The following is a 25,284-nucleotide window of genomic DNA, read 5'->3' as shown; positions in this document are numbered from 1 at the left end:
TATATATTGATGCACCATGTGTGCTTTGCACACATGGTGCATCAATATATATAAGACATATGAGCGCCGAAGGCGCGTAGCGTCAGGGGCCGCAGGCGCGAACCCTCTGGCTTTCAGACATGGGTCCAGGCGAGGTCAGTAATGGGAGCGCCTGTGCCGCCCATTACTGACCTCGCAACCGCGCCTTTTCACGTTCCTGTAGCTCGCGGCGTAGAATCTTACCCGATGCTGTCTTGGGGATGGCATCGATAAACTCGACAAAGTGCAACTGTTTATAGCCAGCCAGTTTGCCATTGGCAAAGTTTAATACTTCTTCCTCGGTAATGGACTTGCCCGGCTTCTTTACCACGATGCCTTTGATCAGCTCGCCAGCCTCGTCATCAGGTACGCCGATGACTGCTGTATCCAGGATAGCGGGATGTTCAAGCAGCAAGGCTTCGATCTCGGCAGGCGCCACGCCGAAGCCATTGTATTTAATCATTTCTTTCTTGCGATCCACGATATAGGTATAACCATCCTCATCGACGTAGGCCACATCTCCTGTATATAACCAGCCATCTCGTAGAGCCTGTGCCGTCGCTTCAGGTGCATGCCAGTAGCCCTTCATGACCTGTGGACCACGAATAATGAGCTCTCCTTGCTCGCCCTGGGGCAACTCACGTGTCCCGGTTTCTATGTCTACGATTTTGCACTCGGTATTATGAGTGGGTAAACCAACACTATCCAGCCGTATCAGGGATGTATCTCGTGGTTGTGAATGAGTCAGCGGAGATGCTTCTGTCAGGCCATAACCCTGCATTACGCACCCTGGGATTTTCTCTTGCAGCCTTCTGGCCGGATCTGTCGGCATGGGGGCGGCGCCTGAGAAGATAAATTTGACGCTCTTCATTTTGCCCAGATCTATCGGGGCGTTGGCTAGTCCCAGAATGATAGGAGGGACGGCAAAATAATAGGTCACCTTATGCTTTTCGCACAACTCCAATGATTCGAGCAAGTCAAAACGCTCCATCATGATCTGTGTGCCACCGCAGGCCAGGAAGCTGCCGGTGAGCATGACTCCGTAAATATGATAGAAGGGAAGAAAGAGCAGAGCTGCGTCCGATGGGTCGATGCCCTGCGCGTTCGTAAATTGTAGGTTATTGCTTACCAGGTTACGATGCGTCAGCATGGTCCCTTTGGGCAGACCCGTGGTGCCAGATGAATAGGGTAGGGCCAGTAAGTCATCTCCAACGATATCAACGTGGGGTGGCGCTTTAGGAGAGGATTGGCGTAGTAGCTGGCTAAATGGAATGGCATTGGGGAGCGTTTCTGGTTTGCGCGTGCCAGTGACAATGATGTGCTGTAAATTGGGAAATTCTTTCTGGCTGAGGGCCAGACTCAACGTGGGAACCAGTTCACTCTGGATAAGGATTGCTTTAGCCTCAGAGTTGGATAGCTGATAGCTGACTTCACGTTCTTTGTAAGAGGGATTCATCGGGCTTACTACTACGCCAATCGAGGCAGCCGCGATAAAAGTGATGGTATACTCTGGCCGGTTGGCAGTAAATAGACAAATATGGTCGCCTTTACGCAGTCCTAATTCGTACAAACCATTAGCGATACTATTTACCATGGAGACGGTCTCTCGGTAGGTGAAACTGAGATTGTGGTAAATAATGGCAATACGATCGGGATTGTTCTCGGCGGCTTTGCGCAGCAGCTGGTCGTAAGAGATGTCGGGAAAATCCATTGGTGGGCGAAAAAGTTCGGGAGCAAACAATTTATTCGACATGCCAGGCGTCCTTTCTGTATAAACTCGACTATGAGTAGCAGAAAATTCTATAGGACTGCAAGTATGCTGGTATTAGAGTGACCGGTTTGCATATGCTAGTTTGCTTGTATATTGTAGCATACCTTTGTTTCACAGGAAGGTCAAGCTTTGACTGAGATAAGGATAATTTTTGGAGGACAGCGATGTGACTGGATTTCAATGGTTCGATAGGCGTTATTTACCGCCATTTCAGGCGCCGACCCGGCTTACTATTTATGATTTACGTGGTGCTTCTCGTGATGAGTATATTACTGCCACGGTGGCGGCTGGCATTATCAACCGTTCTCAAGGGCAGGTATATTTGATTACCAGCGCTGATGATGCTTTCTGGCTTGAGAACGTTTTCGCTGCTGTCCCGCAGGTGAGCAGTCCTCTACAGGGCTCGGCCGCGCTCTCTGATCTGCTGACAACACATCTGTCTGCCTTCAATGGACTACTTATTTATGATCCTGCACTGCCTGATACCATTAACGTAGCGACCACTATGGCCGGATTGCAAGATGCTATCATCGCGTCCCCTGCATTGGCTGAACAGTTGCTGGCGGTCTGCGCTTTACCTGTGCTGGATGATTTGCGTACGTATGGCTGGCGGACGCGTTTGCAGGCGTATCAATGGGCGCGGCAACACTTGCTGCCACGCTGCTCCCAGTATGTGCTGGCTGGCTTAGATCCAGCGGCCTTTTGTGGCTTGCGCTCTTTCCTGGTCGCCAGCCGTGCTTTTGTCTATTGGCTGGATTCGCGCCAATATCTGCCTGTGGCTGGTGAGAACAAGAGCTCTGAACGCAGTTTGTTGCGTCAGTTGCTGACATTCTATGCGCCTGGATCTGTGCACCTTGGATGGGTGATTCATGAGCAAAGTGCCGTAGCTATGGCCTCAGCCGCTGGTATGGCGGTGGTGGCATCTGATTATGTGTTGAACCTGGAAGTATGGATAGCTTTGCCGGTTGCGCAGATACCCCGACCACCGGCAGCGGTGAAGCGGACCGGGCGCCACAAAAAGATCTACGTGTCCTTTACCATGAGCGATGGGGATAACCTGCAATATTGCCAGCATCGCCTGCGCACTATCTGGCAGGATCCCGCGCGGGGCACGGTGCCATTGGGGTGGACGTTTCCTCCGCTGCTCTCACAGGCTGCGCCAGCGCTAGCCTCCTATTATACACGCAGCGCTACGGAGTTTGATGAGCTGCTGGCTGGACCCAGTGGCCTGGGCTATATTTATCCGTCTCGCTGGCCCAGGCATCTGCTGAAGCCATTTTTGCAGCAGACCGGTACGCTGATGCGCGCCCTGGATATGAACACGCTCGATGTGTTGGATGTGGATGCAGTGTATCGCACCGGGCTGCCAGTGGTGGCGGCCTTTAGTTTTAAGGGTATGCAATTGACTGATCGCCATGTGCAACATCTGTTCGCCCGGGAACTGGTTCCATATGGAGTGAAGAATGTTTTCAGCGGTGCGGGCTTTACGGGGAAGATTGCGCGCTGGCAGCAGGTCGGCGAGCTGACTATCTATCATCATCTAGGCTTTACTGATAGCGTTGAGCGTACCGTCAAACTGATTCGGCTCGCGTCTCTGCTGTTTCGTCGGCGTCCCCTCTTCCTGAGCGTTTACTTGATTGCCTGGACTATGACGCCGTCGCTTGTCAAACAAGTGATGGAGCAACTGGGAAAAGAGTATGAATTTGTCTTGCCGAGCACACTCTTCTCTTTGCTAAAGGCATAGCAGGCATATCTGTAATACATTAAAAAGAGACATCGAGCAAGGGAAATAGTGTGGCCCCTCCTCAATGTCTCTGAACCAGCCAGCTTTACTTTCTGGTGATGGGTTTTTTTATGACTCTGTTGAGCTCTGCCGCTTCGTCCTCTTCCTCGACCTCATCCTCGTCTCCATAATACTCATCCTCGTCCTCGAGGTTCTGGTCGATCCAGTGCATTGTGCGTGTATCGCGTTTATATGGGCGACGCGTCTCTCCTTCTGCGCCACGGCGGAACGTGTCGCGTTTATTTATGGAGTTTTTATCACGTAGTTTTCCTCTCATGCTCTCACCTCCTCTCCTTTGAGGTAGGAATTTACCTGTGCTAGAGTATCCATAAATGCTGGATTAAACACCTGAGACTTCTCCTAGACAGCTAAAATAATGCTGTCGATTTGATGGATGTAATACTGCAATTCGATAGAATATGCCCGTCGGGTGTAACATACTACTTTCTCTATCAATGAAGTATTTATTTTACCAACATGAGGAATGTTGCTGCATTGTGAGGAATGCTGAGGATAAGAGTGGGTGCTCGGTCTGATTCGAGTCACAACAGCTTTGCGCATCGATTATGCATTCTTGTGTGTGGTCGGATGAGTTCTCGCAATTCGCTCACATTTTTCTGCGATTATCTGTCTATTTTGCATAGAACTCACCTCCAAAAAATAATTGTGATCTCATATCTACTATATGCCGACTATTGAACACCTACCAACTGCTAATGAGTGTACTTGGCAGGGGCATAATTGTCAAGCTATTTTCGATCACATTTTGGGCTCTCGTGCTGATTAGCCGGATATGGCTATCACAGCGTGATGCTGAGGGACTTATGTCTTACCAATAAATGGACATGAGGACAGTAGGTGTGTCCCTTTGTGGACGCTTTTACCCTTCTCGCTCGAAAAAATGGACCCCTGCCAGCTGGCAAGAGGTCCACTTAAATATTTTTTTGCCGATATCGGGCTAGCGCTGATAATTGCCTGCCTGCGTCAGGAAAATTTTGATGATGCCACGCGAGATGATAAAAAATAGGCCTAACTCTATTATAATCATGGTGATCCACACCCAGACCAGCTGCGCTTCTGTGACGTTGTTGGTGCCAATGGCGTGAATAGAATTGTAGAGTAGTGGAATTAAAATCACCAGGGGGATAATCAGTAAGGCTGCGCAGCAGGCAATGACGACCGCCGGAAGCAGAACACGCCAGATTCCTGAGTCGCGTAAGTTTTCAGTCTTCGCTGTACCATAGGCCTGTCGGTGTTCGCTGCTCGCTCTCTCCGCTGAGGCCGCAGTTGCTTGTGCTATTGTCTTTTCTGGCTCCGTCGTGGAGCTTAAGGTCTGTTCATCCATATGGTATCTCCTGACGAACGTGTATTAGAACTACGTCCCTCAGTATACCATATGGTGGACCACTGTTCATAACAATTGCTGGTGTTTTTAGAGGTGTTTATCGATTTGCTGGAAAATGCGTTTTTGTAAGAACATGACGATAGCGGGTAGCACGATTACGCTCACAACCCATTTGGCAACTAATTTCTTCATGAGTCTCTCTTTTATCTATGCTGAGTGGGTGGGTTATGTAACCCACCCATTCTCAAGCTGTGTTTTTTTCTACTTGATTGTAAAGATGTGAGCGTGCAGGACCACACTTAGCCTTTCCTTATTGTCTTGGTGGACGATTCGTTGTTTGGTCTACATAGGCATTGATTGGTACCTCGCGCGCAGGCTGTTCTGCTACCGGACGTACAGATGGTCGCTCATGGGCCCCTTCCGCCGCTTTGGGAATGGATTTTATCAATGGCTCGATGATATCCATTGGTAGTGGGAAGATGATGGTTGAGTTTTTCTCAACGGCGATTTCTGTGAGCGTTTGTAGATAGCGCAGTTGTAGCGCGCTGGGCTGTGAACCAATTACGCTGGCAGCCTGTGCCAGTTGCGTGGATGCCTGCAGCTCACCTTCAGCATGAATGATTTTGGCGCGTTTCTCGCGCTCGGCCTCTGCCTGCTTGGCCATTGCACGCTGCATGGTAGCTGGCAATTCAATATCTTTGACTTCAACCGCTGTAACTTTGACACCCCAGCGCTCTGTGTATTCATCGATGATGGTCTGCAGGCTTTGATTGATGCGATCGCGGTGCGCCAGCAGTTCGTCCAGATCCGACTGACCCAGCACATTACGCAGGGTTGTCTGACCAATCTGCATGGTGGCATCGATAAAGTTCACCACATTGGTTACCGATGCCTCAGGATTCACTACATAGAAATATACCACGGCCGTCACACGGATGGTAACGTTATCGCGTGTGATAATTTCCTGCGGAGGCACCTGCATCGTAACGATACGTAAATCCACTTTAACCATGCGCGTGATCATTGGTGGAACCCAGAATATGCCCGGCCCCTTGGCCCCCTTGAGTCCTCCCAGAATAAAGATTACGCCGCGTTCATACTGCTGGACAACGCGAAAACCCGGAAGCACGAAAAAGAGTAGAATCAATGCCAGTATGATGAGGGTTATGATAAACGTCATGATGTATCTCCTTCAGTTGTGTGAGAATGGAAATCTCTGTCTACAATGTGAGACGCTAAAGTGCTGGCTTCATCAAAGATATAGACGGCGGAAATATCTTAATTAAAGTGCTTGACAATCTGAAGCACTGATGCTATATTTATCTCCGTCAGCAAGTAGGGCGCTTAGCTCAGTGGGAGAGCGCTTCGTTCACACCGAAGAGGCCACTGGTTCGAACCCAGTAGCGCCCACCCTATTCTCCTGAAGAACATGTTTCCACATCTCAATACTATTACGATTTCTCCCCCGTTGTAGTTGTTGATTAGTTCCATCAATTTATTAAATCTCACACAATTAGCAGATATTTATTGAATGCGTATGACAAAAGATTTTTCTATTCAGCGTCAACAATTGATAGATCAGTTGCAACAAGACGGTATTCAAAATGAGCGTGTGCTGCAGGCTATAGCCACAATACCGCGTGAATTGTTTGTAGATTCACCTTTCCAGAGGATGGCCTATGCAAATCAAGCTTTGCCTCTGGATCTGGGGCAAACGATTTCACAGCCATTAATGGTGGCTCTCATGACTCAAGCGCTGCAATTGGTCGGGACCGAGAATGTGTTGGAGATTGGCACTGGCTCGGGCTATCAGACCGCTATCCTTGCGCAGCTATGCCGGTATGTGTATAGTGTCGAGCGCTATCCTCAGCTATCTGATCGAGCAGCTTCTCGCCTGGATCAACTTGGCTGTGCCAACGTTTCACTCCTGGTCGGCGATGGTTCTATTGGCTGGGCCGAATACGCCCCCTATGATCGCATCCTGGTTACTGCCGCCGCTCCGCACGTGCCTTCTCAACTGATAGAGCAACTGACCATGGGCGGCTTAATGGTGGTGCCGGTTGGAGATCATTCTCAACAAGATCTGCAGGTGATTCAGCGCACACAGCAGGGGATGCAAGCCAGTTCGCTTGGGCGTTGCGTCTTTGTTCCTCTCGTTGGAGAAGGAGGTTGGCGCTAATTCATCATCCCACCCATCCCTCAGCAGGTTTTCCAATGTTGGAGCAAGAGGCGCAGGGGAACGGCAGCCCTTCTGCTGGGATGTGGGGCGAGTATGCTGGGAGCATGATCTGTTCCCTTAAAATCTCTTCCGTCCGGCTGCCGCCGCAGGCGGCAAAAAAAGGTAATTGGAAAATCTCTGTCTATTTTGGCCGTACAATTGCGTGATAATGAATTGTTGCTTTATAATAAGAGTAATAAAAGGTGTTCTCAGGAAGCCAGTTGCTGCTGTGGAGGAATTTTGCATGCCAGGTTTTTTAGATAGTATCCATATTACTAACGTTTTAGGATTAGTAATGTTCCTGGTGCTTTGGATTGTCCTCTGTGAGTTGACCCATGTGATGGTGTTGCTATGGCGACATGAACCACTGCTGGGCTGGGCCGTTGGCCCCTTTGGACTCACCTTGATGGTTCTACGTGAACCTTCTCTCCTCTCCCTCTGGCTTGATGTATTGGTGCCAGCCGTTGTCTCTGGTAGTGTACTTTGGATTGGCCTCTTTACGTCTCTGAGCCCGATTATATTCCCTCACCATTATCTGATGAAGTTCATCATGATTGTCTGTGGAGTTGTGTTGACCAGTGCGGCTGACCTGGTGAATGCGTTACGAGATTTACGCTATCCACTCTGGGGAGAGGCGCGCGTTCTGCGTACGATGCAATTCTTGCGTTCCAACTGGTCGCAGATACACTTCACCTCGTTTGGGCACTCCTACTTGCGTACCCATTTTGGGTCGAATCCTTCTGAACTGTTGCAGATGCTCTCGCTATAAAGCTGTATTGTCTGTGGGTGCCACTTCTGGTTGCTGGTTGGGAGGTGGAACCATCGGTAGGGTTACGTGGAAGGTGCAGCCAGTCCCCTGATTATTTTCTAGCCAGATATGCCCGCCATGGCGATCAATAATCGCTTTTGCTACGTAGAGCCCCAGCCCAATACCTGCATAGTGCTGACTGGAGGTATTGTGAATGCGATAGAAGCGCTCAAAGATGTGCTCAAAATGCTCCGGATTAACGCCGATTCCCTGGTCTTTGATGCTGATATGATACATGAGTGGCTGCTTATACAGACGTACGATTACCTGTCCGCCATGGGGTGAATACTTGACTGCATTATCCAGGATATTGCCGATGACCTGTTCGATGCGGGCACGGTCAGCTACTACTCTGGCTTCAGTATCCGTTGTTTCAAGGATCAGGCTGTGCTGCTCCGCGCTGGCCTGTACGGAACGTACGAGGTCCACCAGGACGGTTGGCAGATCAAAGGTTTCGTAGTGAAGATGAATCTGTCCCCATTGGACCTGTGAGAGGTCTAGCAGGTCGTTTACCAGGCGTTCCAGGTGTTCGGTTTGGCTCTGAATGATGCTCAGACTGCGCAGGTCCTGACTTTCTGCTACGTCTTTATCGGCCCCTTCGGTACTGGAGCGTATTTTGCGCAGGCGCCGTTCCACTCTGCGTACCAGGTGTTGGGTGTATCCCTTGATGGCGGTCAGCGGGGTGCGTAGTTCGTGTGAGACCACGGAGACGAAATCATCTTTTAGTTTTTCTACCTGCTTGCTCGACGTAACATCATTGACCACTGCTACTACGCCGACCGGTCGGTTGGAGAACTCGCTGGCATCGTGGAGCGGGGCCGCGCTGATGTTCAGCGTCAGCGGAACGCGTGCGTCTTCCTGACCGGCTACTAGTTCCTGATTTTTAACGGTATGCCCTCTTAGTGCCTGTTGAATAATGTCGGCCAGGCGTGGCAGCCAGGGAACCGTACTGGTTTCAGCCAGTTGGCGCAGTGGCACACCCGGAGTGAACTCTGTTTGGGCCTGGGCTAGCAGTTGTTCTGCCGAGGTATTGAGCGAGGTGATCGCACCTTTGGCATCCGTAATAAGCAAGCCTTCAGCCATGCTCCCGATAATCAATTCCAGGCGCATGCGCTCCAATTCAGCTTCGCGCCAGAGGGCATTTTCGCGCTCTCGTAGACGTACATTATCCAGTGCGACCGCCGCGTAATCGGCGATCATAGTAGTTAGCTGCAAAAGATCGGCATCAAAGGTGCCTGGCTTCTCGTCAAAGAGGCTGAGCATACCGATGATGCGGTTCTCTACGGTAAGGGGTATATTCAAGCCGGAACCAATGGTGGTGCTAGATATCTCGCCCTGCCCACGGCGTTGCGCCAGTTCGTCTGGAGCATCAAAGTAGGCGGAGCGTGCCAGCTGCTCAGGGGTGACAGTTGGAAAGTTAAGCGCATTGGCGGCATTGGCAATACGCTGCATCATTGCTTCTAAAAATGACCCATTAAGTGGATAACAAGGAATAATGAAAAGGTCAAAAGGATCACCTGTCAGAAGAATGCAACAGGCTGAGAAACTGTAGAGGTCTTGCAGGGCTGCCAGCAGAGCACGATGAACCTGGAAGCGATCAAAGGCAGCCACAAACTGCTTCCCGATCGTATTGAGATATTCCATTTCCTGCTTAAGCGCGCTTAAGCGGTCAGCGCTCTGCACATGTGGAGAGCGACGTGAGATATCTGCGGCTTGTAAGTCAGATTGTACACTGCTCTCCATGTGGCCCCCTTACTGCAAATGTTTTAATTGATGTGCTACTTCGTCATGAAGGGGTGGAACGATTAGATCACCGGTAAGTTCACGCAATCCTGCGAAGCACTCATCTAATAAAGCATTAAGTCCCTCTATGAGTTCACATGCAGCAATGCCACCAAGTTGTTCATGGATAACTGATGGGATAATATCGGTATAAGGACGATTAACTAAACAGCTAAGAAATGGATAATTGCCCTGGATGCGTTTGGCGGCACCCTGTACGAGAACACGAGTGGTTGCTCTCCCTAAGTAGGGAGCGACTCGCTCATCAATCAACCCAATGACTTTCAGGTACGCCTCTGTAACTTGTTCACGGGAGACGGAAGAGGAGTTGTCATGTATGGGTAACACTGGTCCCTCCCTTCACTTGCTGGTAATGTTCTCCGTTGTTTATTATAGCATAGTCACCTATATATTGTAAGTGTATAGTACCCACATAAGAACCAAGTTTTATATATACATGCGGCTCTATCATTTTACGCGTATTGTATGCAAGCGTGTATCGCTTTTTTGGTAGAGTTAACAGGTATTATTAAAAGCTTCAACAAAGCTTGTCGGAGTATTTTGTGCTTGTGCTTTTTTATGCAGCTTTTACCTGACCCTTTGATAAAGGATTCCCATTATGATGGGGAAGCAAAGCACCCCCGTGCGGGCGGGCGCATGCGCCCCTGGGCCTGGGGAACGCGGGCGTCCCCAATCTCTATTTCATGGTTGGTGCAGCAGGTGCGCATTCGCGCCTGCTGCACCAACCATGAAATACATTTTGAGCGCTGTAAGCGCGTAGCGTCAAGGGCCGAAGGCGCGAACCGTATGGTTTTCAGTATAAAAGCCCGGCTTTAGACAAAGCCGGGCTTTTATGTACTGCTATATTTGTTTTATTGCACTAATCCGAAGATGCGTGCCAGCCAGAGGCGGAAGCCGCGCAGGGGCGGTTTCTCTTTGGTATTGTAGTCGGCGGCCATGTCGATGAGACGTTGGCGGCCTCGTTTCTGGCGTTGGCGTTCTTCTTCGGCTGCTTCTTGAATTGAGTAGCGTTCCTGTTGCTCATCAATTGCGCGCGCGAAATGCTCGGGACGAATTGAAAAGCGTTTGGGCGGCGTACTCGTTTGCCCTTCCTGCTCAGTGGTTGCTGTTGTCTCGTCAGTGGTTGTTGCGCCGGCGTCGTTGTTGCTGCTATCAGGAGCTTCTAGTACTGGTATGACGGAGACCTGTCCCAGGCTTAGCCGGGGCGCGATCCATTCGCGCAGTGCAAACAGGGCGGCGCGGCGACAGATAGCTTCGATATCAGCTCCACTACGTCCAGGTGTGATACGGGCCAGTTCTTCGATGGTCACTTCTGGTGCGACGGGACGTCCGCGCAGGTGGACAGCGAAGATGGCACGCCTCTCTTCTTCATCTGGATATTGCAGTTCAACGGCCAGGTCAAAGCGCCCAGGCCGCAGCAAGGCAGGATCTATCATGTCTGGACGGTTGGTGGCCGCTAGCACGATAACGCCTTCACGTCCCTCAATGCCGTCCATTTCGGTGAGCAACTGGGCGATGACGCGGTCTCCGACATTGCCGTCGTTGCCACCACCGCGTCGGGGGGCCAGTGCGTCTAACTCGTCAAAAAAGACGATACATGGGGCGGCCTGCTTGGCGCGTCGGAAGACTTCACGGATACCCTTTTCTGATTCGCCAACCCACTTTGAGAGCAGCTCAGGCCCTTTAATTGAGATGAAGCTGGCTTCACATTGGTTGGCCAATGCACGAGCAATCAGTGTCTTACCAGATCCTGGAGGGCCCGAGAGAATGACGCCGCGTGGCGGTTCAACTTTCGCATTAGAATAAATCTCGGGGTAGCGTAAAGGCCACTCAACGCTTTCCGTGAGCATGTTTTTCGTATATTCCAGGCCTCCAATGTCGTCCCAGGATGTATCGCTGACTTCGACATAGACTTCACGGGTGGTTGATGGTTCGATTTCACGCAGGGCTGCCTGAAAATCGGCCATGGTAATGTTCAGGTTGACCAGCGTTTCATATGGTATATAGCCACGCTGATAGTCAATGTAGGGTAGCACGCGTCGAAGTGCGATCATGGCGGCTTCGCGACATAGCGCTTCCAGGTCGGCACCAACAAAACCAGGCGTCAATTGGGCCAGCCGTTGGATGTCGACATCGTTGGCCAGGGCCGCATCGCGACTGTGAATCTGGAGGATTTCCATGCGGCCGTGCATATCGGGAACGCGCAGGGCGATCTCACGGTCGAAGCGGCCGGGTCGGCGAATGGCCGGATCCAGTGCGTTGGGCTGGTTGGTGGCACCAATAATTACCACCTGGCCGCGCGACTCCAGACCATCCATCAAAGCCAGCAATTGTCCTACAATGCGGCGCTCGACTTCTCCACCTGTTTCGGCACGTTTTGGTGCCAGCGCGTCTATTTCATCAATAAAGATGACACTGGGGGCTTTACGTTGGGCCTCCTGAAAGACTGAGCGCAGGCGCGATTCGCTCTCACCGTAAAACTTATTAATAATTTCGGGACCATTGATGATAAAAAAGGTGGCCTTTGTCTCGGTGGCTACTACGCGCGCGATTAGAGTTTTACCTGTTCCTGGAGGTCCATAGAGCAAGACACCCTTTGGTGGCTCGACACCCAGGCGATCAAAGACGGCGGGATATTTTAGTGGGAGCTCCAGCATTTCACGAATACGTTGCAGTTCTTTTCCCAGTCCACCGATGTCTTCGTAACCGACATGATGGGACGCGCCATTGTTGGCGCCACGGGCCTGGGCACGCACGATGGTGCCTGGTTGTACCATGACTGCTTCAACTTCACTGGTCTGGCTGGGCGTTTCCACGATTGGGAGCTCGCCGGTTTTCCTGGTCTGTAAGGTGTAGGCTGGCGTAGCTGGATTTGTGCCGATGATGAGAAATTCGCGTGGTGCGGTGCCCGGGGTGCCAACACGTAGTAGATCGCCAATCGTTACGGGCAAACCAACCAGGTAGCGAGTGATGTATTGCAGGTCGCTTTCCTGGATGGGGGCGCCGCTGCTCAATGGCAGGATGGTGATTTTTTCGGCCGTGCTGACTTTGGCTTTGTGGACGCGGACATGCTCGCCGAGTCCAGAGGCGCTATTCTGCCGTACCTGGCTATCCATCTGAATCGCTTGCTGACCACGGTCCACGATTGCGCTGGGCACAACTTTGGCGGCGGTGGTGCGTGCCCCTTCAATCATGACGATGTCGCCTGCCTGGCAGCCGAGACGCGCCATATCACTGGGATCGATACGCGCGGCGCCACGCCCAACCTGGAATCCTTCGACGACGACGAGTTGCAGGCGTTCAGTGCCTGGATCTTTGGCTGTTGTGGTTGCTTCTGTTGCTGATCCGTTGGCCCCGGTTGTTGTATCGCCTGCATTGCCATTGGCTAGTTTGGCTGTTGTATGCTTGGGTGCCTGTCCGTCAAGCCTGGCTGTCACCTGTGCTGTTGCGTCGGAATTATGTATGTTTGTATTGGGAGTAGTACGTGGCTCCTCCATATATATCCTCTCTTTTCCCCATGATGATATAGGGGATTGCTTGCTACATCACTTTGGATGCATCAACATGTACGAGATAGGCAGAAGAAAGTTAGATGAGAGCGGGACCAACCAATTGGTCCCGCTCTCATCTAACTTTTGCCGCTGATATTTTCTTTGCTCAAAACAGTTGTAATGATTGGCGCACGTTCTGCGCCAATCATTACAAATTACAGAGGGTGCGGGCGCGTCAGCGCCCGTGAGAGGGGGCGCATCTACGACGATTTTATTAACGTCTGGCGTTCCATAGGGTGGTGCGCGCGTCTGCGCTGGAGACGTGGCCTGCTTTGACTACGGTACGACGCAGGAAGTATCCTCCAATCAATACCAGGGCCGAGACGAGCATCCCGATGCCACCGCGCTTTTTGCGTGAGCTTGAGTGCGTCTGTTTTTTGGTGAGCAAAAAGGTCTGTACTAGCCAGGGTAAGACCAGCCCTCCACCAACCATGACGCGCCAGAAGGTGGGACCCTGTTCCGTTGGCTCTGTCCCGACCAGCGCTTTGGCGGCTCGTCCGGATGTGCGCAGGTAGGCGAACAGGCTTACCATTTCGATCAGGATGTTCATCCATTCGATGCGCTCTAGCTTGTGCAGGGTTTTGACGGGTGCGCCAATGATGCGCAAGATGAATGAAATCAACGCGGTACTGGTTGAAAAGGCTGATGAGACGAATAGTGCCCCGAGCATTCTGCTGCGTGACCAGACAGGCACGCTGGTTGAAGCGAGTAGCACTCCGGTGTAGCCACCAAGGAAGACAGCGAAGAAGCTACCGGGCACGGCCAGCAATTTCTGGGGCAGGCGAGCCAGCAAACGTGCTCCCCACCAGTTTCCCAGTATGTTGTCTTTGGCTGCCTGGATTACTGCGGTGATTCCACTAAATAACGAGAAGCCCAGTAGCCCCCAGACGCCCATCGACATTGGCGATTTGAACTTGAAGACGCGCAACATGTTCAAGAATTTTTCGGGACGGCCCAGATCCTTAATTAGCAAGGGGGACATGGCAGTAGCGCGAGCAAAGAGACGTAGTAGCCAACGCGTGCCACCACGCGATCCTCTTTAGAGCCAAAGAGTGAGGCAATGGTAGCCAGCACATAGCAGCCACCAGCCAGTCCTCCCATGAAGAAGTACCAGATGATTTCCCAGCTCCAGACTGGGGCTTTGAGGACTGGATAATCATAATAGGTTTTTTCCTGTAGTTCGCGGTCCGGCTCGGGCTGATAGCCAGTACTCAGGCGTGCCAGGGTTGTCAGTAACCCTGGTTGCTGTATTATGGCTGGGATGCCAGCGGGCTTTCCATTGGTTGGCTGTTGCTGTATGCGTAGCGCCTCGTTCTCCGAAGTTCGTATACTATCCATAGTACTCCCTGTCCTATTCTTTTTTGAAGAAGAAGATACTCATCAGGCCCATCAGGATCGCTGCGATAATGGTTCCCAATGACGTGGGAAGCACATGAGTGCTCGGACGGGATGGGTTGGCTGGTAGGTTATATATTTCTGGCTCATCGAGCAACAAAAAGAATGAATTTAAGCCACCTTCCAGAATCATATCGTCCGCACCATAGAGGTGTGCCGTATCCACGCCATGTTTCTTTAGCTCCCCTACACGTTCCCGGGCTTGTTGCTTTAGCGTCGCCACTTCACCAAATTGAATTGAGTTGGTGGGACAGGCTTTAGCGCAGGCAGGTGTCATACCGTCCTTGAGCCGATCGTAACAGAGCGTGCATTTATGTGCCTGTCCATCGCCCTCGCTATCGCGGGCAATGACTCCAAATGGGCAGGCAACGACACAGTAACCACAACCATTGCAGATATCCTGCTGGACATAGACCGTATCAAATTCGGTCCGAATAATGGCGCCGGTGGGACAGGCCTCCTGACAGGGGGCGTTGGCGCAGTGTTTGCAAACATCGCTATGCATCAGCCAGCGGTCGCTGCTAAAAAATGGCAGCGCAGTACCGGGTGGTGTGGCTGGTATCACGTCCTGTGATGCCTCGGCGGGCTGAAATAGGGATAGTTCCGGCAGTTTACCTCCCGGAGCTGGTGTCGCGGCGGACGAAGGCTTACGGCGTTCAATTTGCTCAATAAATTGCACATGGCGCCAGGTGGTAGCTCCCAGTTGTTGCGTATTATCATAGCTGGTGCCGGTCCAGTTTGGCGTCGTTGCAGGCAACTGATTCCACTGCTTGCAGGCTATCTCACAGGCTTTACAGCCGATACAGAGACTGGTATCGGTAAAAAATCCCATGGTTGGCTGCTCAGGTAGTGGCGGCTCTTTTTTGAGCAGGTTAAGCAGCTGCGGCAACTGCTTAACCTCGCTGGAAATGGACGAGATGGTGTCTCGCCCACGCTCTTTTATCATTTCCTGTCTTCCCTCTCGTTATGAAAGGCGTCCAGGACGCACATTACAGGTGAAAGCTTTCGCTTCTTCAATACTTACGTTTGGTTCAAGGACGGAGTGGGTCAGATCGTTGGTGATGCTGCCTGTGCTCTTCCCCTGGAATCCCCAGTGAAAAGGAAGTCCAATCTGGTGGACCATGCGGCCGCGAATCTGTAGTGGACGCATGCGTCGGGTGACCATCGCCTTCGCCTCAATTTCACCTCGGGGCGTACTCAGCACCATCCATTCGCTGTGCTTGATGCGCTTTTCGGCCGCCAGCTCGGGGCTGATCTCTGCGAACAACGAGGGCTGTAGTGTATTGAGCCACGGCATCCAGCGCGTCATGGGACCACTGACATGGTGCTCCGTCAGGCGATAGGTGGTGATCACAATGGGATAATTGGGATCGTCGATCGCCGCTAACGGGTTGTCCTTGCGCTGCTTATGGTATTTCGCGGCCGGATTGCTCTGTTGCGCGTAGAGCGCGTTATGGACCGGCGATTCAGCCGCTTCATAGTGGGTGGGTAAAGGCCCATCCTTTAAGCCAACCGGCGCATAGAGCCAGCCTTTGCCATCGGGCTTCATGATAAATGGATCGACGCCTGAGATGGCGTCCATGCCGATGGCATCGGGCGCGGGTTGATAATCAGGCGCTTTGTTGACTGGAAAATCGGGCACGTCTTTGCCGGTCCACTTTTTCTGCTCTTCGTCCCACCAGATGTACTTCTTGCTCTCAGACCATGGTTTCCCCTGTGGATCTGCCGAGGCCCTGTTATAGAGGATGCGGCGATTAGCCGGCCAGGCAAATCCCCATTGGGAATTGATATTGCCATCGCTGATACGTGACGCGGCCAGGTTTTTGCCTGGCTCCGGATATATGCCACTATAGATCCATGAGCCACAGGCCGTGCTGCCATCTGCCTTGAGGGCAGTGAAGGCAGGCACATGGGGTGCATTGTGGATAGTATAGGTTTTAAGCGCGCCATCGTCGTTTTTCTGACTGGCGTAGAAACCGTTGATCTCTTTCAACACCAGTTCGGCATCTGGCTCATCCGTCAGGTGTGAACCTGGCTCGGGCTCGGCCATCTCGTAGTCCCAGGTCAAGGCCTGAATTGGCTGATCTTTTGGATCGGTACTGTCAGCATAGAGTGCTTTGAGACGTTTCCCTAGCTCATAGATAAACCAGAGATCTGAGCGTGCATCGCCGGGTGGATCAACAGCTTTATCACGCCATTGGACCAGGCGCTGGGTATTGGTAAAGCTACCCTCTTTTTCGGTTGAGGCTGCGGCCGGCATCAGGAAGATCTCCGTCTTGATCTGGCTGGGGTCTTTATGGTCTGGACCCTTGTACCAGAAGGCGGCCGATTCCACTTCATACAGGTCGCGTACCACCATCCAGTCGAGCTGAGCCAGGGCCTTGCGCTGCATACGCGAATTCGTGCTGCCCGCTGCCGGGTTTTGTCCGAGCAGGAAGTAGCCTTTGACCTTGCCGTCGAGCATGTCGTAACTGGTGTTGATATGGGAATGGTCTCCAATGATTTTTGGTAGCCAGTGATAGCCCCAATCATTCTCTTTGGTGGCGTTGTCCCCATACCAGGCTTTGAGCAGGCTGACAATGTACGAAGGTAGATTAGACCACCAGCCTAGCTTCATGCCTACGGTGTTGATGTACTCCTCAAGCGTCTGTTGGGTGCGCTTATGTACGTGTTTATCTTTGCGTTCACCCTGGGTGGTTGCTGTTGGATTGTGCTGAGCCTCCGGTTTGTGTGTGATCATCTCGGCGGGTTGGGGCATGTAGCCGGCCAGCAGATCATACAGGGTTGGTACGTCGGTTGAGCCCTGGATGGACGCGTGCCCGCGTAAGGCCATGACTCCACCACCAGGTCGCCCGATATTACCGAGCAAAAGCTGGATGATGGCGCCCGCGCGAATAATCTGCACACCTTTGGATTGTTGCGTCCAGCCTACGGCGTAGCACAATGCTCCTGTGCGTTCGCGGCCAGAGTTCTCTACCAGCGTCTGCACGACACTGAGCCACATGTTCGCTGGGACACCACATTCCGTCTCAACCATTTCCGGCGTGTAGCGTGCGTAGTGCCGGCGCATGATCTGGAAGACACAGCGTGGATGTTGCAGCGTCGGATCGGTCAGGGGTTTGCCATTGTCGTCCCTCTGGTAATCCCAGCTGCTCTGATCATCATAGGTCTGCGTTTCCTGGTCATAGCCTGAGAAAAGCCCATCGAGCTCCTCTGTATCTTTGAATTCTTCCCGCACCAGCATGGCTGCATTGGTGTAGTTGACGACATAATCGTGGAAGTATGCGTTGTTTTCGAGCAGATAACGGATGATGGCGCCCAGAAATACAATATCTGATCCCGCGCGTGTTGGCACATAAAGATTGGCCAGTGCCGATGTGCGCGAGTAGTGAGGATCGACATGGATGATTTTGGCACCACGCTCCTTAGCCTTTACCACGTTGGCAAAAGCGACTGGATGGGCTTCAGCCATGTTGCTGCCCATGATCAGGATGCAATCGCTATTCACGAGATCCTGTGGAAATGTTGTGGCCCCGCCACGTCCTACCGTTGTACCCAGACCGGGCACTGTAGAACTGTGTCATATACGGGCCTGGTTCTCAATGGATACGATACCGAGCCCGGCATTGAAGAGCTTCTTGATTACATAATTCTCTTCAACGTCCAGCGTTGCGCCACCCAGTGCGGCCATAGCCAGCGTATGATTAACTTCGCGCCCATCTTCCAGGCGCTCAACAAACGTTTCGTCGCGTACTTTTTTCACGCGTTGCGCGATCTGTTCCATGGCCCAATCCTGGGATTTTACTTCCCAGTGGTCACTATAAGGAGCACGATAGAGTACCTGCGTCAGGCGGCTTGGATTTACTGTGTATTGGAATGTTGCGGACCCCTTGGGGCAGAGGGTTCCGTGGTTGATGAAGCTATCGGGATTGCCCTCGATGTCGATTACCTGTCCGTTTTTGACATAGACGTTGAGGCCACAGCCAACGGCGCAATATGGGCAGACGCTATGTACTACTTTGGCGTCCCGAATGCGGGGAGCTTTTTCCCGGCTTTCCTTGCTGAATGGTTGGACTTTAGAGCCAATCTCCATCATTGCAGATAGCAGGTCTGGTGTCCTGGTGCGTTCATTCGCTTGTTCTTGCATAGTTATATCCTCTTCTAGCGAAGCAAATGATACTATACGTCTGAAAAAAAGCAGGTATTGCTGGTCTGTATGGCTTACTACGCCATATTTGTTCGGTTTCCGCTTCTCTATTGTGAATGTATTGTACCACGTTTGTAGGTAAGTTATAGTAAATGTTTTTTTACTTATAGCTCCCTGACATTATTACGTGTGCAATGACTGTTGTCGGCACATTTGCTGAACTATCAGGACTGTTGGATTCTCTTTTCAACGGTTGTAAAAGTCAGCAGTTGTAAAAGCTGATCTACATCATCGATGGTACTATTTTCATAGATCAGAAGCAGGTATATATAAGCTGAAAATCAGTTGGCGCGCCTTGCGCTACGACATACCTTAGTACTAATTCTAATTTTTCTAAGCGTTCTAAGCATATACTTATCTTGCTAAACTTTTTCTTATGCGATATACTAGCCTCAAGTATCACTATGAAGAGTAAAAACACGCCACGAGACAAATTGATATAGGCATAGTGGCAAATTAAAATAGTAGGCATGGTAGTTAGTACATCAAAAGAAAATTATAGAAGGGTCTAATGTTAGCGCATGGAAATGCCTCCAAAGGAAAACAGAGAAATACCTAAATCAGATACACGTAACTCTAATCCCAAGACAACACGCAAGCGCAGCTTTGTTGCTCGCTATAGTCTTCCCATTGCTTTGATTGTGATGGGTCTACTTCTCCTGGGAATTGTTGGAGCAAAGTATGTTACTGTTTCGTTAAATGGAGCGGCAGTACAGGAGAAGCCGATTAGCAATGTTTTGAATATGGCGGATCAGCACTATTTGAAATCGGTTGTTCTCAATGGAAATGATGTCACAGCGACCAGCGTAACAGGCCAGCAGTACCATGCGGTTAAAGAAGAAGGTCAGTCGGTCACCGAAATATTTCGACGAGATGGTGTAGAAGTCAATATTGATAACAATCAACAGGGTCAGTGGTTGCAGGGGGTAACGGGGCTATTGCTTGCTTTGCTTGTGGTCGGCCTGACCTTTGTTTTTTTACGTCGCAGTGGTCTGGGCGGCCAGGCATTGCCTTTTGTTCGCTCGAAAGCCAGGCGTTTTTCTGAGTCTCGTCCATCTGTATTGTTTAAAGATGTGGCCGGTGTCGAAGAAGCAAAAGTTGAGTTACAAGAGATTGTGGAGTTCTTGAAACAGCCTGAGCGCTTTACTTCTATCGGGGCGCGTACCCCGAAAGGCGTTTTGCTGGTTGGTGCTCCAGGCACTGGTAAGACATTGATCTCTCGCGCTGTTGCTGGTGAGGCTGGTGTCTCTTTCTATAGCGTGAGCGGCTCGGAATTTGTGGAGATGTTTGTGGGTGTTGGCGCGGCTCGTGTCCGTGATCTCTTTAAAGAAGCCAAAGACCATTCGCCGTGTATTATATTCATTGACGAGATTGACGCCGTTGGCCGCCAGCGTACCAATTCTGGGAATGGTGGTAACGACGAGCGCGAGCAAACGTTAAATCAATTGCTGGTCGAGATGGATGGTTTCGATAAGCACACCAATGTTGTGGTGATTGCCGCCACCAACCGTCCAGATGTATTAGATCCCGCATTGTTGCGCCCAGGGCGCTTCGATCGCACTGTAACGTTGGATAATCCTGATATTCGTGGTCGCCTGGCGATCCTTGAGGTACACGCTGCGGGCAAACCTTTTGAAGAGGGCGTCACCCTGACTGAACTGGCTCGCCAGACCGCTGGCTTCTCGGGCGCCGACCTGGCTAACCTCTTGAATGAGGCCGCTTTGCTCGCCGCACGTAAGGATCTGCCAAAGATTGGGAAAGACGATCTGGAAGAGGCGATCTTACGCGTGATGGCTGGACCTGAGCGCAAGAGTCGGATGATTACGGAAGCTGAGAAGGCCATTATTGCCTATCACGAAGTCGGACATGCGATCGTGATGCGCTCAATGCCTAACGCCGATCCTGTGCAGAAAGTTTCTGCGATTGCTCGTGGCAAGGCTCTGGGTATTACGGTGCAGTCACCTTCTGAGGATCGCTATCTGATGCGTCGCTCTGAACTGCTATCAAAGATGGCGGGAGCCATGGGTGGACGTGCAGCTGAAGAGATTATCTTCGGAGACATCACAACCGGCGCCAGTCAGGATATCGAGTATGTTACCAATATTGCTCGCCGCATGGTGTGTGAGTTTGGTATGTCCCCGCTGGGCAACGTCGCGGTAAAAGCTGACGCTGACGGCAATAACATGATGAGTGCCGAAATGGCTGCTCGCATCGATAAGGAAATCTCGGTCCTTATTGATCAGGCTTATGCCACCGCCTTGTCGATCCTGCGTGAGAAACAGGAGAAACTAACGCTTATCTCTGAGCACCTGATCCGCGTAGAGACAATTGACGGCGAGGAATTGGATAGGATGTTATTCGCAGCATGACCAGAACGTTCATCGCTCTTGAGATGGATGAACATATGCGGCGCCATCTGAATGGATTCATCCAGCAGATGGCGCCTGTGCTTCCTGGGCTGCGCTGGGTTGATCCGCGCAGCATACACCTCACGCTGGCATTTTTGGGCGAATTAGATGCCGAGCAGCTGGTTCTAGCCTATGAGGCTGCGCAGCTGGCTGCCCTGCGCGCTCATTCGTTTTCCTATAGTTTGACGAAGCCTGGCATCTTTGGCTCGCCCCGCCAGCCGCGCGTTTTATGGATGGGTATTGAAGAATCCTCAGGCTCGCTCAAGCGTCTGTATAGACTGTTGCAAAGGGAACTGGTCCAGCGAGGCTTTGCCGAGGAATCACGTCCCTTTTCGCCCCATCTGACGCTGGCTCGTGCTAAAGCACCCCTCAATCCAACCGAGCAGGCCGCTCTCCAAAAAATCCTTGCCCCCTACCACAAAGCCGTGTCAACCCATGCTTACGCCGCCACCTATATTCGCGTTATGAAAAGTGAGCTCTCGCGCGCCGGAGCAACCTACACCTGCCTCCAGGAATACACCTTATCAAAAAAATAAACTTTCTACCTCGACGCCTGAAAACGTTTGATTGTTCGCTTTGTTCCTAAGACCGTGTCTGAATGCATGCTTTTCGCGCCTGCGGCCCCTGACACTACGCGCCTTCGGCGCTCAAAAGGTTTTTATATGATTTTGTGAAAAAGTGCGCCAAGCGCACTTTTTCACAAAATCATATAAAAACTGGCTCGGCCGCGCATGCGGACGCCCGAAAGGGGGGCTTTGCTTCCCCAGTAAGAATGGGAGTTTGATACACTGTAAAGGAAAAGTATGGAGAATATAGCGAGAGAGAAAGAATAAAAATTTGTTATTCCTATTTGGAGCTATGTCCATCTAGTATAACATAGAAATCGCTTTATAAGCAAGCGATTAACCAGAAATTGTATGTGATAAACATACATAACCTGACATTAGTACGTGTATGCTTTCTCCAAATATACGAAGAATGGCTCCAATTGGCTTGACAACTATTTACCAGGTGATGTATCCTCGAAAACACAAAGAGATATTGCAGAATGCTCTGGCAAAGTTGCTAATGGTGTATCTGTAAATACACAAATTGCTTCAAAAATTATATTAGATTTGTACCACATGTTTTGTTGAAAACAGGAGAGAAAAACGATGGCAATGTCATATGGAATGGAGATGGCGATGAATGCTAATCAACGTCCCTCTCGACATATGCCCTTTTCTATGCCTGCACAGAGTATGTGGGCATGTGGTGCGGCTGCAAGCGCAAACGCAACAACTAATATCTTGAAAACCGACGTAATCACGTCGGTTTCTTTGTTTGTGCTTATTCCCTTATTAATTTCCGTTTCCCTTGTTATAGGGCTTGTGGTCATTATTAGCCTCCTCCTTATGGGCCTTACCGGACTCATAGGGCTTGAGAGTCTGGTAGGGCGAATCATTCAGATGGCCACAAGAAGTGCACAGGGAGATTAAACGGGAGCAAAGACGCCACCCCAATCCAATGAAGGTATCCTGACGAGGACCTCCCAGCATGGGAGGTCCTTTTTATAGTTAAAATTTTCAGGAGGAATTATGGCAATCGCTGCAAAGGATATTCAGAAGAAGGGTACAACTTATCAGGTTGCTCAACATGAGGATGAAGTTCGTGAATTAACCGGCAGTGAGATCATTTGTGAGACATTGATCCGCGAAGGCGTCGATTTAATGTATGGTTATCCGGGTGGCGCCATTATGCCGTTCTATGATGCGATTACGTCTTATCCAGCTCTGCATCATGTCCTTGTTCGCCATGAGCAGGCGGCGTCGCATGCCGCCGATGGCTACGCTCGCGCAACTGGTAAGGTGGGCGTTTGTGTGGCTACCAGCGGTCCAGGGGCGACCAATCTGGTAACGGGACTGGCGACCGCGTTTATGGATTCTGTGCCGATGATTGCGATTACCGGCCAGGTAGCGCGCAGCTTTATTGGTCGTGATGCTTTTCAGGAGACAGATATACTGGGTGTGACACAGCCAATCACCAAGCATAATTTTCTGGTGCGTAACGTTGAGGAACTGGCTCCTGTCATGCACGAAGCCTTTCGCATCGCCCGCAGCGGCCGCCCTGGTCCTGTGCTGGTCGATGTGCCAAAGGATGTGCAATTCGCCAGAACCGCCTATCGCCCATCTGAGCATATGACCTCGGACGAATATCTGAATACGGTCGCGGCTCAGTGCGAGCCTCCATCTGAGTATCTCTTGTCCCGGGCCGCTGAGTTGATTGCTCGCTCAAAGCGGCCAGTAATCATGGCGGGACATGGTGTCATCCTGTCAAACGCATATGCCGAGTTGAAAGCGTTTGCTGAGAAGGCATCTATACCAGTCATCACTACTCTGCTGGGCTTGAGCGCTTTCTCCGATAATCATCCTCTGCATATCGGTATGCCCGGCATGCATGGTCCGGCCCATACCAATCACGCGATTGGTGCCGCTGATCTGATCATTGGTGTTGGCCTGCGTTTTGATGATCGCGTTACCGGCGATGTCACGAAGTTTGCGCCTCATGCTCAGCTCATTCATATTGACGTCGATGCTTCAGAAATGCACAAAGTGAAGGTGGCTGAGGTACCGATGGTAGCCGATGCCCGTGTGGCTCTGGCGGCTCTGACCGAGGCGATCGAGGCTGGTGATCATCGCGACTGGTTGCAGGAGATCCGTTCCTGGGAAGCGGCTGACGATGAGCGTGGTAGGCAGGTCATACGCGACGAAGAGCTTCCCGATCCTATCAACATTCTAAGTGCTATTCACAAGGTGACTGATGGCGAGGCCATTGTGGTCTCCGATGTGGGTCAGCATCAGATGTGGACCGCTCGCTTCTATCAGTGGACCAGGCAGAACAGCCATATTACTTCTGGCGGGCTGGGGACAATGGGTTTTGCATTGCCGGCTGCAATGGGCGTCAAAATGGGGGTGCCCGATGCTCCTGTCTGGGCTGTTGCTGGTGATGGCGGTATCCAGATGAATATTCAGGAACTGGCCACCTTGCAGCAAGAGGGGGTCGCGGTCAAAGTTGCGATTATGAATAATGGCTACCTGGGTATGGTACGCCAGTGGCAGCAGTTTTTCCACTCTCGCAACTATTCTGAGACACCAATGAGTGGACCGGATCATGTGAAACTGGCCGATGCTTATGGTTTGAAGGGCATTCGGGTGAAGCGCCGTGAGGATGTTGAGCCCGCTATTCGCGAAGCCATGGAGACAGAGGGCAGCGTGGTTGTTGAATTTATTATTGAGCCGGAAGCGAACGTGTATCCCATGGTTGCTCCTGGTAAGGCAATCACTGATATGATTGAGGAAACGGCACAGGAGAACCCTAAACATGAGTAATAGTGCTACGACTACACCCAGGGCGCATCATTCAAATGCTCCACAGGGAACCGAGAAAATCCATACTCTGATCATTCTTGTCCATGATCGGCCGGGAGCCATTGATCGAGTGGTTGGCGTGCTGCGCCGGCGTCGCTCAATGCTGCAGTCTCTGTCGATCGCACCCGATACTCAGAATGAGGTGTTCCGTGTTACGGCTCAGGTGAAGGACGCTGAAGTTGTGATGGATCACCTGGTGGCCCAGATCCGCAAGGTGATTGATGTGCAGCATGTGACTAATATTAGCTCCGAGCAGGCCATTACTCGTGAGATGGCATTGATCCAGGTTGAGACAGCGACAGCTGATAGTAATACGATCATCGCTGCCAGCCAGCCATTTGGTGCCGTCGTCATCGATGCGATCCCCGAGGCGGTTACTTTGGAAGTGACTGGCGACGCGGCAAAGATCGCTGAGGCTCTGGCGACGTTCCAAAAGTATGGTATACGCGACGTTGCCCGCTCGGGCTCCGTCGCGATCGCGCGCAACGTCGCTACAAACTAGCAGTGGGTCCCGGCCCCATCGTAGGGGCCTTGTGATTGTGAATCTACTACATTTTAAGGAGTAAAAGT

General features: G+C 51.4%; 19 protein-coding genes and 1 tRNA gene. 9 read left to right on the top strand and 11 right to left on the bottom strand.

Annotated features, from left to right (window positions below):
- Positions 1 to 163: 163 nt before the first annotated feature.
- Positions 164 to 1,771, bottom strand: coding sequence for a class I adenylate-forming enzyme family protein (locus JMI88_RS12475; protein WP_201362159.1), 1,608 nt, complete (start codon positions 1,769 to 1,771; stop codon positions 164 to 166).
- A 169-nt stretch (positions 1,772 to 1,940) separates the two neighbouring features.
- Between JMI88_RS12475 and JMI88_RS12470 the strand changes: the two genes are divergently transcribed.
- Entirely contained in the window at positions 1,941 to 3,533 is a 1,593-nt protein-coding gene (locus tag JMI88_RS12470) for a GxGYxYP domain-containing protein (protein ID WP_201362158.1), read from the top strand.
- 85 nt (positions 3,534 to 3,618) lie between these two features.
- Here the strand turns inward: JMI88_RS12470 and JMI88_RS12465 are convergent, their stop codons facing one another.
- The 3 genes from JMI88_RS12465 to JMI88_RS12455 form a co-directional block, all read right to left on the bottom strand.
- Positions 3,619 to 3,849, bottom strand: coding sequence for a hypothetical protein (locus tag JMI88_RS12465; protein ID WP_201362157.1), 231 nt, complete (start codon positions 3,847 to 3,849; stop codon positions 3,619 to 3,621).
- 681 nt (positions 3,850 to 4,530) lie between these two features.
- Positions 4,531 to 4,917, bottom strand: a complete 387-nt coding sequence (locus JMI88_RS12460; protein WP_201362156.1) for a hypothetical protein — start codon at positions 4,915 to 4,917, stop codon at positions 4,531 to 4,533.
- A 310-nt stretch (positions 4,918 to 5,227) separates the two neighbouring features.
- The gene (locus tag JMI88_RS12455) at positions 5,228 to 6,097 is read right to left on the bottom strand and encodes a slipin family protein (RefSeq protein ID WP_201362155.1); all 870 of its coding nucleotides are present in this window, start codon (positions 6,095 to 6,097) and stop codon (positions 5,228 to 5,230) included.
- A gap of 158 nt (positions 6,098 to 6,255) precedes the next feature.
- On the opposite strand from JMI88_RS12455, the gene JMI88_RS12450 reads away from it, so the two are divergent.
- The 3 genes from JMI88_RS12450 to JMI88_RS12440 all read left to right on the top strand — a co-directional run bounded on the left by JMI88_RS12450 (position 6,256) and on the right by JMI88_RS12440 (position 7,904).
- Positions 6,256 to 6,327: transfer RNA gene (locus JMI88_RS12450), tRNA-Val, on the top strand.
- A 127-nt stretch (positions 6,328 to 6,454) separates the two neighbouring features.
- Positions 6,455 to 7,096, top strand: a complete 642-nt coding sequence (locus JMI88_RS12445; RefSeq protein WP_201362154.1) for a protein-L-isoaspartate(D-aspartate) O-methyltransferase — start codon at positions 6,455 to 6,457, stop codon at positions 7,094 to 7,096.
- Positions 7,097 to 7,379: 283 nt separating this feature from the next.
- Positions 7,380 to 7,904, top strand: a complete 525-nt coding sequence (locus JMI88_RS12440; protein ID WP_201362153.1) for a hypothetical protein — start codon at positions 7,380 to 7,382, stop codon at positions 7,902 to 7,904.
- Here JMI88_RS12440 and JMI88_RS12435 read toward each other — a convergent pair.
- The 7 genes from JMI88_RS12435 to fdnG form a co-directional block, all read right to left on the bottom strand.
- Positions 7,899 to 9,686, bottom strand: coding sequence for an ATP-binding protein (locus JMI88_RS12435; protein WP_201362152.1), 1,788 nt, complete (start codon positions 9,684 to 9,686; stop codon positions 7,899 to 7,901). The genes JMI88_RS12440 and JMI88_RS12435 overlap by 6 nt on opposite strands.
- Before the next feature lie 9 nt (positions 9,687 to 9,695).
- Positions 9,696 to 10,073 (bottom strand): hypothetical protein, encoded by a 378-nt coding sequence (locus tag JMI88_RS12430; RefSeq protein ID WP_201362151.1) that lies wholly within the window; start codon positions 10,071 to 10,073, stop codon positions 9,696 to 9,698.
- Positions 10,074 to 10,597: 524 nt separating this feature from the next.
- Positions 10,598 to 13,243, bottom strand: a complete 2,646-nt coding sequence (locus JMI88_RS12425; protein WP_201362150.1) for a CDC48 family AAA ATPase — start codon at positions 13,241 to 13,243, stop codon at positions 10,598 to 10,600.
- A gap of 268 nt (positions 13,244 to 13,511) precedes the next feature.
- Positions 13,512 to 14,279, bottom strand: coding sequence for an NrfD/PsrC family molybdoenzyme membrane anchor subunit (gene nrfD, locus JMI88_RS12420; protein WP_201362149.1), 768 nt, complete (start codon positions 14,277 to 14,279; stop codon positions 13,512 to 13,514).
- The gene (gene nrfD, locus JMI88_RS40095; RefSeq protein ID WP_201362148.1) at positions 14,264 to 14,635 is read right to left on the bottom strand and encodes an NrfD/PsrC family molybdoenzyme membrane anchor subunit; all 372 of its coding nucleotides are present in this window, start codon (positions 14,633 to 14,635) and stop codon (positions 14,264 to 14,266) included. The genes nrfD (JMI88_RS12420) and nrfD (JMI88_RS40095) overlap by 16 nt, the downstream gene beginning before the upstream one ends.
- 13 nt (positions 14,636 to 14,648) lie before the next feature.
- The gene (locus JMI88_RS12410) at positions 14,649 to 15,638 is read right to left on the bottom strand and encodes a 4Fe-4S dicluster domain-containing protein (protein WP_201362147.1); all 990 of its coding nucleotides are present in this window, start codon (positions 15,636 to 15,638) and stop codon (positions 14,649 to 14,651) included.
- Positions 15,639 to 15,656: 18 nt separating this feature from the next.
- The gene (gene fdnG, locus JMI88_RS12405) at positions 15,657 to 18,788 is read right to left on the bottom strand and encodes a formate dehydrogenase-N subunit alpha (protein WP_308438818.1); all 3,132 of its coding nucleotides are present in this window, start codon (positions 18,786 to 18,788) and stop codon (positions 15,657 to 15,659) included.
- A 632-nt stretch (positions 18,789 to 19,420) separates the two neighbouring features.
- On the opposite strand from fdnG, the gene ftsH reads away from it, so the two are divergent.
- From ftsH to ilvN, 5 genes are all read left to right on the top strand, one after another.
- Positions 19,421 to 21,268: an ATP-dependent zinc metalloprotease FtsH gene (ftsH, locus tag JMI88_RS12395; protein ID WP_201362144.1), complete on the top strand. Its 1,848-nt coding sequence runs from the start codon at positions 19,421 to 19,423 to the stop codon at positions 21,266 to 21,268.
- Complete coding sequence (gene thpR / locus JMI88_RS12390; RefSeq protein ID WP_201362143.1) at positions 21,265 to 21,843, top strand: RNA 2',3'-cyclic phosphodiesterase; 579 nt, start codon at positions 21,265 to 21,267, stop codon at positions 21,841 to 21,843. The genes ftsH and thpR overlap by 4 nt, the downstream gene beginning before the upstream one ends.
- Positions 21,844 to 22,461: 618 nt before the next feature.
- Positions 22,462 to 22,785, top strand: coding sequence for a hypothetical protein (locus tag JMI88_RS12385; RefSeq protein ID WP_201362142.1), 324 nt, complete (start codon positions 22,462 to 22,464; stop codon positions 22,783 to 22,785).
- Positions 22,786 to 22,884: 99 nt separating this feature from the next.
- Positions 22,885 to 24,675, top strand: coding sequence for a biosynthetic-type acetolactate synthase large subunit (gene ilvB / locus JMI88_RS12380; protein WP_201362141.1), 1,791 nt, complete (start codon positions 22,885 to 22,887; stop codon positions 24,673 to 24,675).
- Positions 24,668 to 25,216, top strand: coding sequence for an acetolactate synthase small subunit (ilvN, locus tag JMI88_RS12375; RefSeq protein WP_201362140.1), 549 nt, complete (start codon positions 24,668 to 24,670; stop codon positions 25,214 to 25,216). The genes ilvB and ilvN overlap by 8 nt, the downstream gene beginning before the upstream one ends.
- Positions 25,217 to 25,284 lie beyond the last annotated feature (68 nt).

Source organism: Dictyobacter formicarum (assembly GCF_016587435.1).
Note: the sequence above shows the minus strand (reverse complement) of the source record. Positions and strands in the feature narration are given on the sequence as shown.

Excerpts from the sequence above, each read along its gene's own strand:
- JMI88_RS12435 (WP_201362152.1), bottom strand. The coding sequence starts at position 9,686 with ATGGAGAGCAGTGTACAATCTGACTTACAAGCCGCAGATATCTCACGT.
- JMI88_RS12460 (WP_201362156.1), bottom strand. The coding sequence starts at position 4,917 with ATGGATGAACAGACCTTAAGCTCCACGACGGAGCCAGAAAAGACAATA.
- JMI88_RS12440 (WP_201362153.1), top strand. The coding sequence starts at position 7,380 with ATGCCAGGTTTTTTAGATAGTATCCATATTACTAACGTTTTAGGATTA.
- ilvN (WP_201362140.1), top strand. The coding sequence starts at position 24,668 with ATGAGTAATAGTGCTACGACTACACCCAGGGCGCATCATTCAAATGCT.
- JMI88_RS12455 (WP_201362155.1), bottom strand. The coding sequence starts at position 6,097 with ATGACGTTTATCATAACCCTCATCATACTGGCATTGATTCTACTCTTT.
- ftsH (WP_201362144.1), top strand. The coding sequence starts at position 19,421 with ATGGAAATGCCTCCAAAGGAAAACAGAGAAATACCTAAATCAGATACA.
- JMI88_RS12425 (WP_201362150.1), bottom strand. The coding sequence starts at position 13,243 with ATGGAGGAGCCACGTACTACTCCCAATACAAACATACATAATTCCGAC.
- JMI88_RS12385 (WP_201362142.1), top strand. The coding sequence starts at position 22,462 with ATGGCAATGTCATATGGAATGGAGATGGCGATGAATGCTAATCAACGT.
- JMI88_RS12445 (WP_201362154.1), top strand. The coding sequence starts at position 6,455 with ATGACAAAAGATTTTTCTATTCAGCGTCAACAATTGATAGATCAGTTG.
- JMI88_RS12465 (WP_201362157.1), bottom strand. The coding sequence starts at position 3,849 with ATGAGAGGAAAACTACGTGATAAAAACTCCATAAATAAACGCGACACG.
- thpR (WP_201362143.1), top strand. The coding sequence starts at position 21,265 with ATGACCAGAACGTTCATCGCTCTTGAGATGGATGAACATATGCGGCGC.
- JMI88_RS12410 (WP_201362147.1), bottom strand. The coding sequence starts at position 15,638 with ATGATAAAAGAGCGTGGGCGAGACACCATCTCGTCCATTTCCAGCGAG.
- JMI88_RS12475 (WP_201362159.1), bottom strand. The coding sequence starts at position 1,771 with ATGTCGAATAAATTGTTTGCTCCCGAACTTTTTCGCCCACCAATGGAT.
- nrfD (WP_201362149.1), bottom strand. The coding sequence starts at position 14,279 with ATGTCCCCCTTGCTAATTAAGGATCTGGGCCGTCCCGAAAAATTCTTG.
- nrfD (WP_201362148.1), bottom strand. The coding sequence starts at position 14,635 with ATGGATAGTATACGAACTTCGGAGAACGAGGCGCTACGCATACAGCAA.
- ilvB (WP_201362141.1), top strand. The coding sequence starts at position 22,885 with ATGGCAATCGCTGCAAAGGATATTCAGAAGAAGGGTACAACTTATCAG.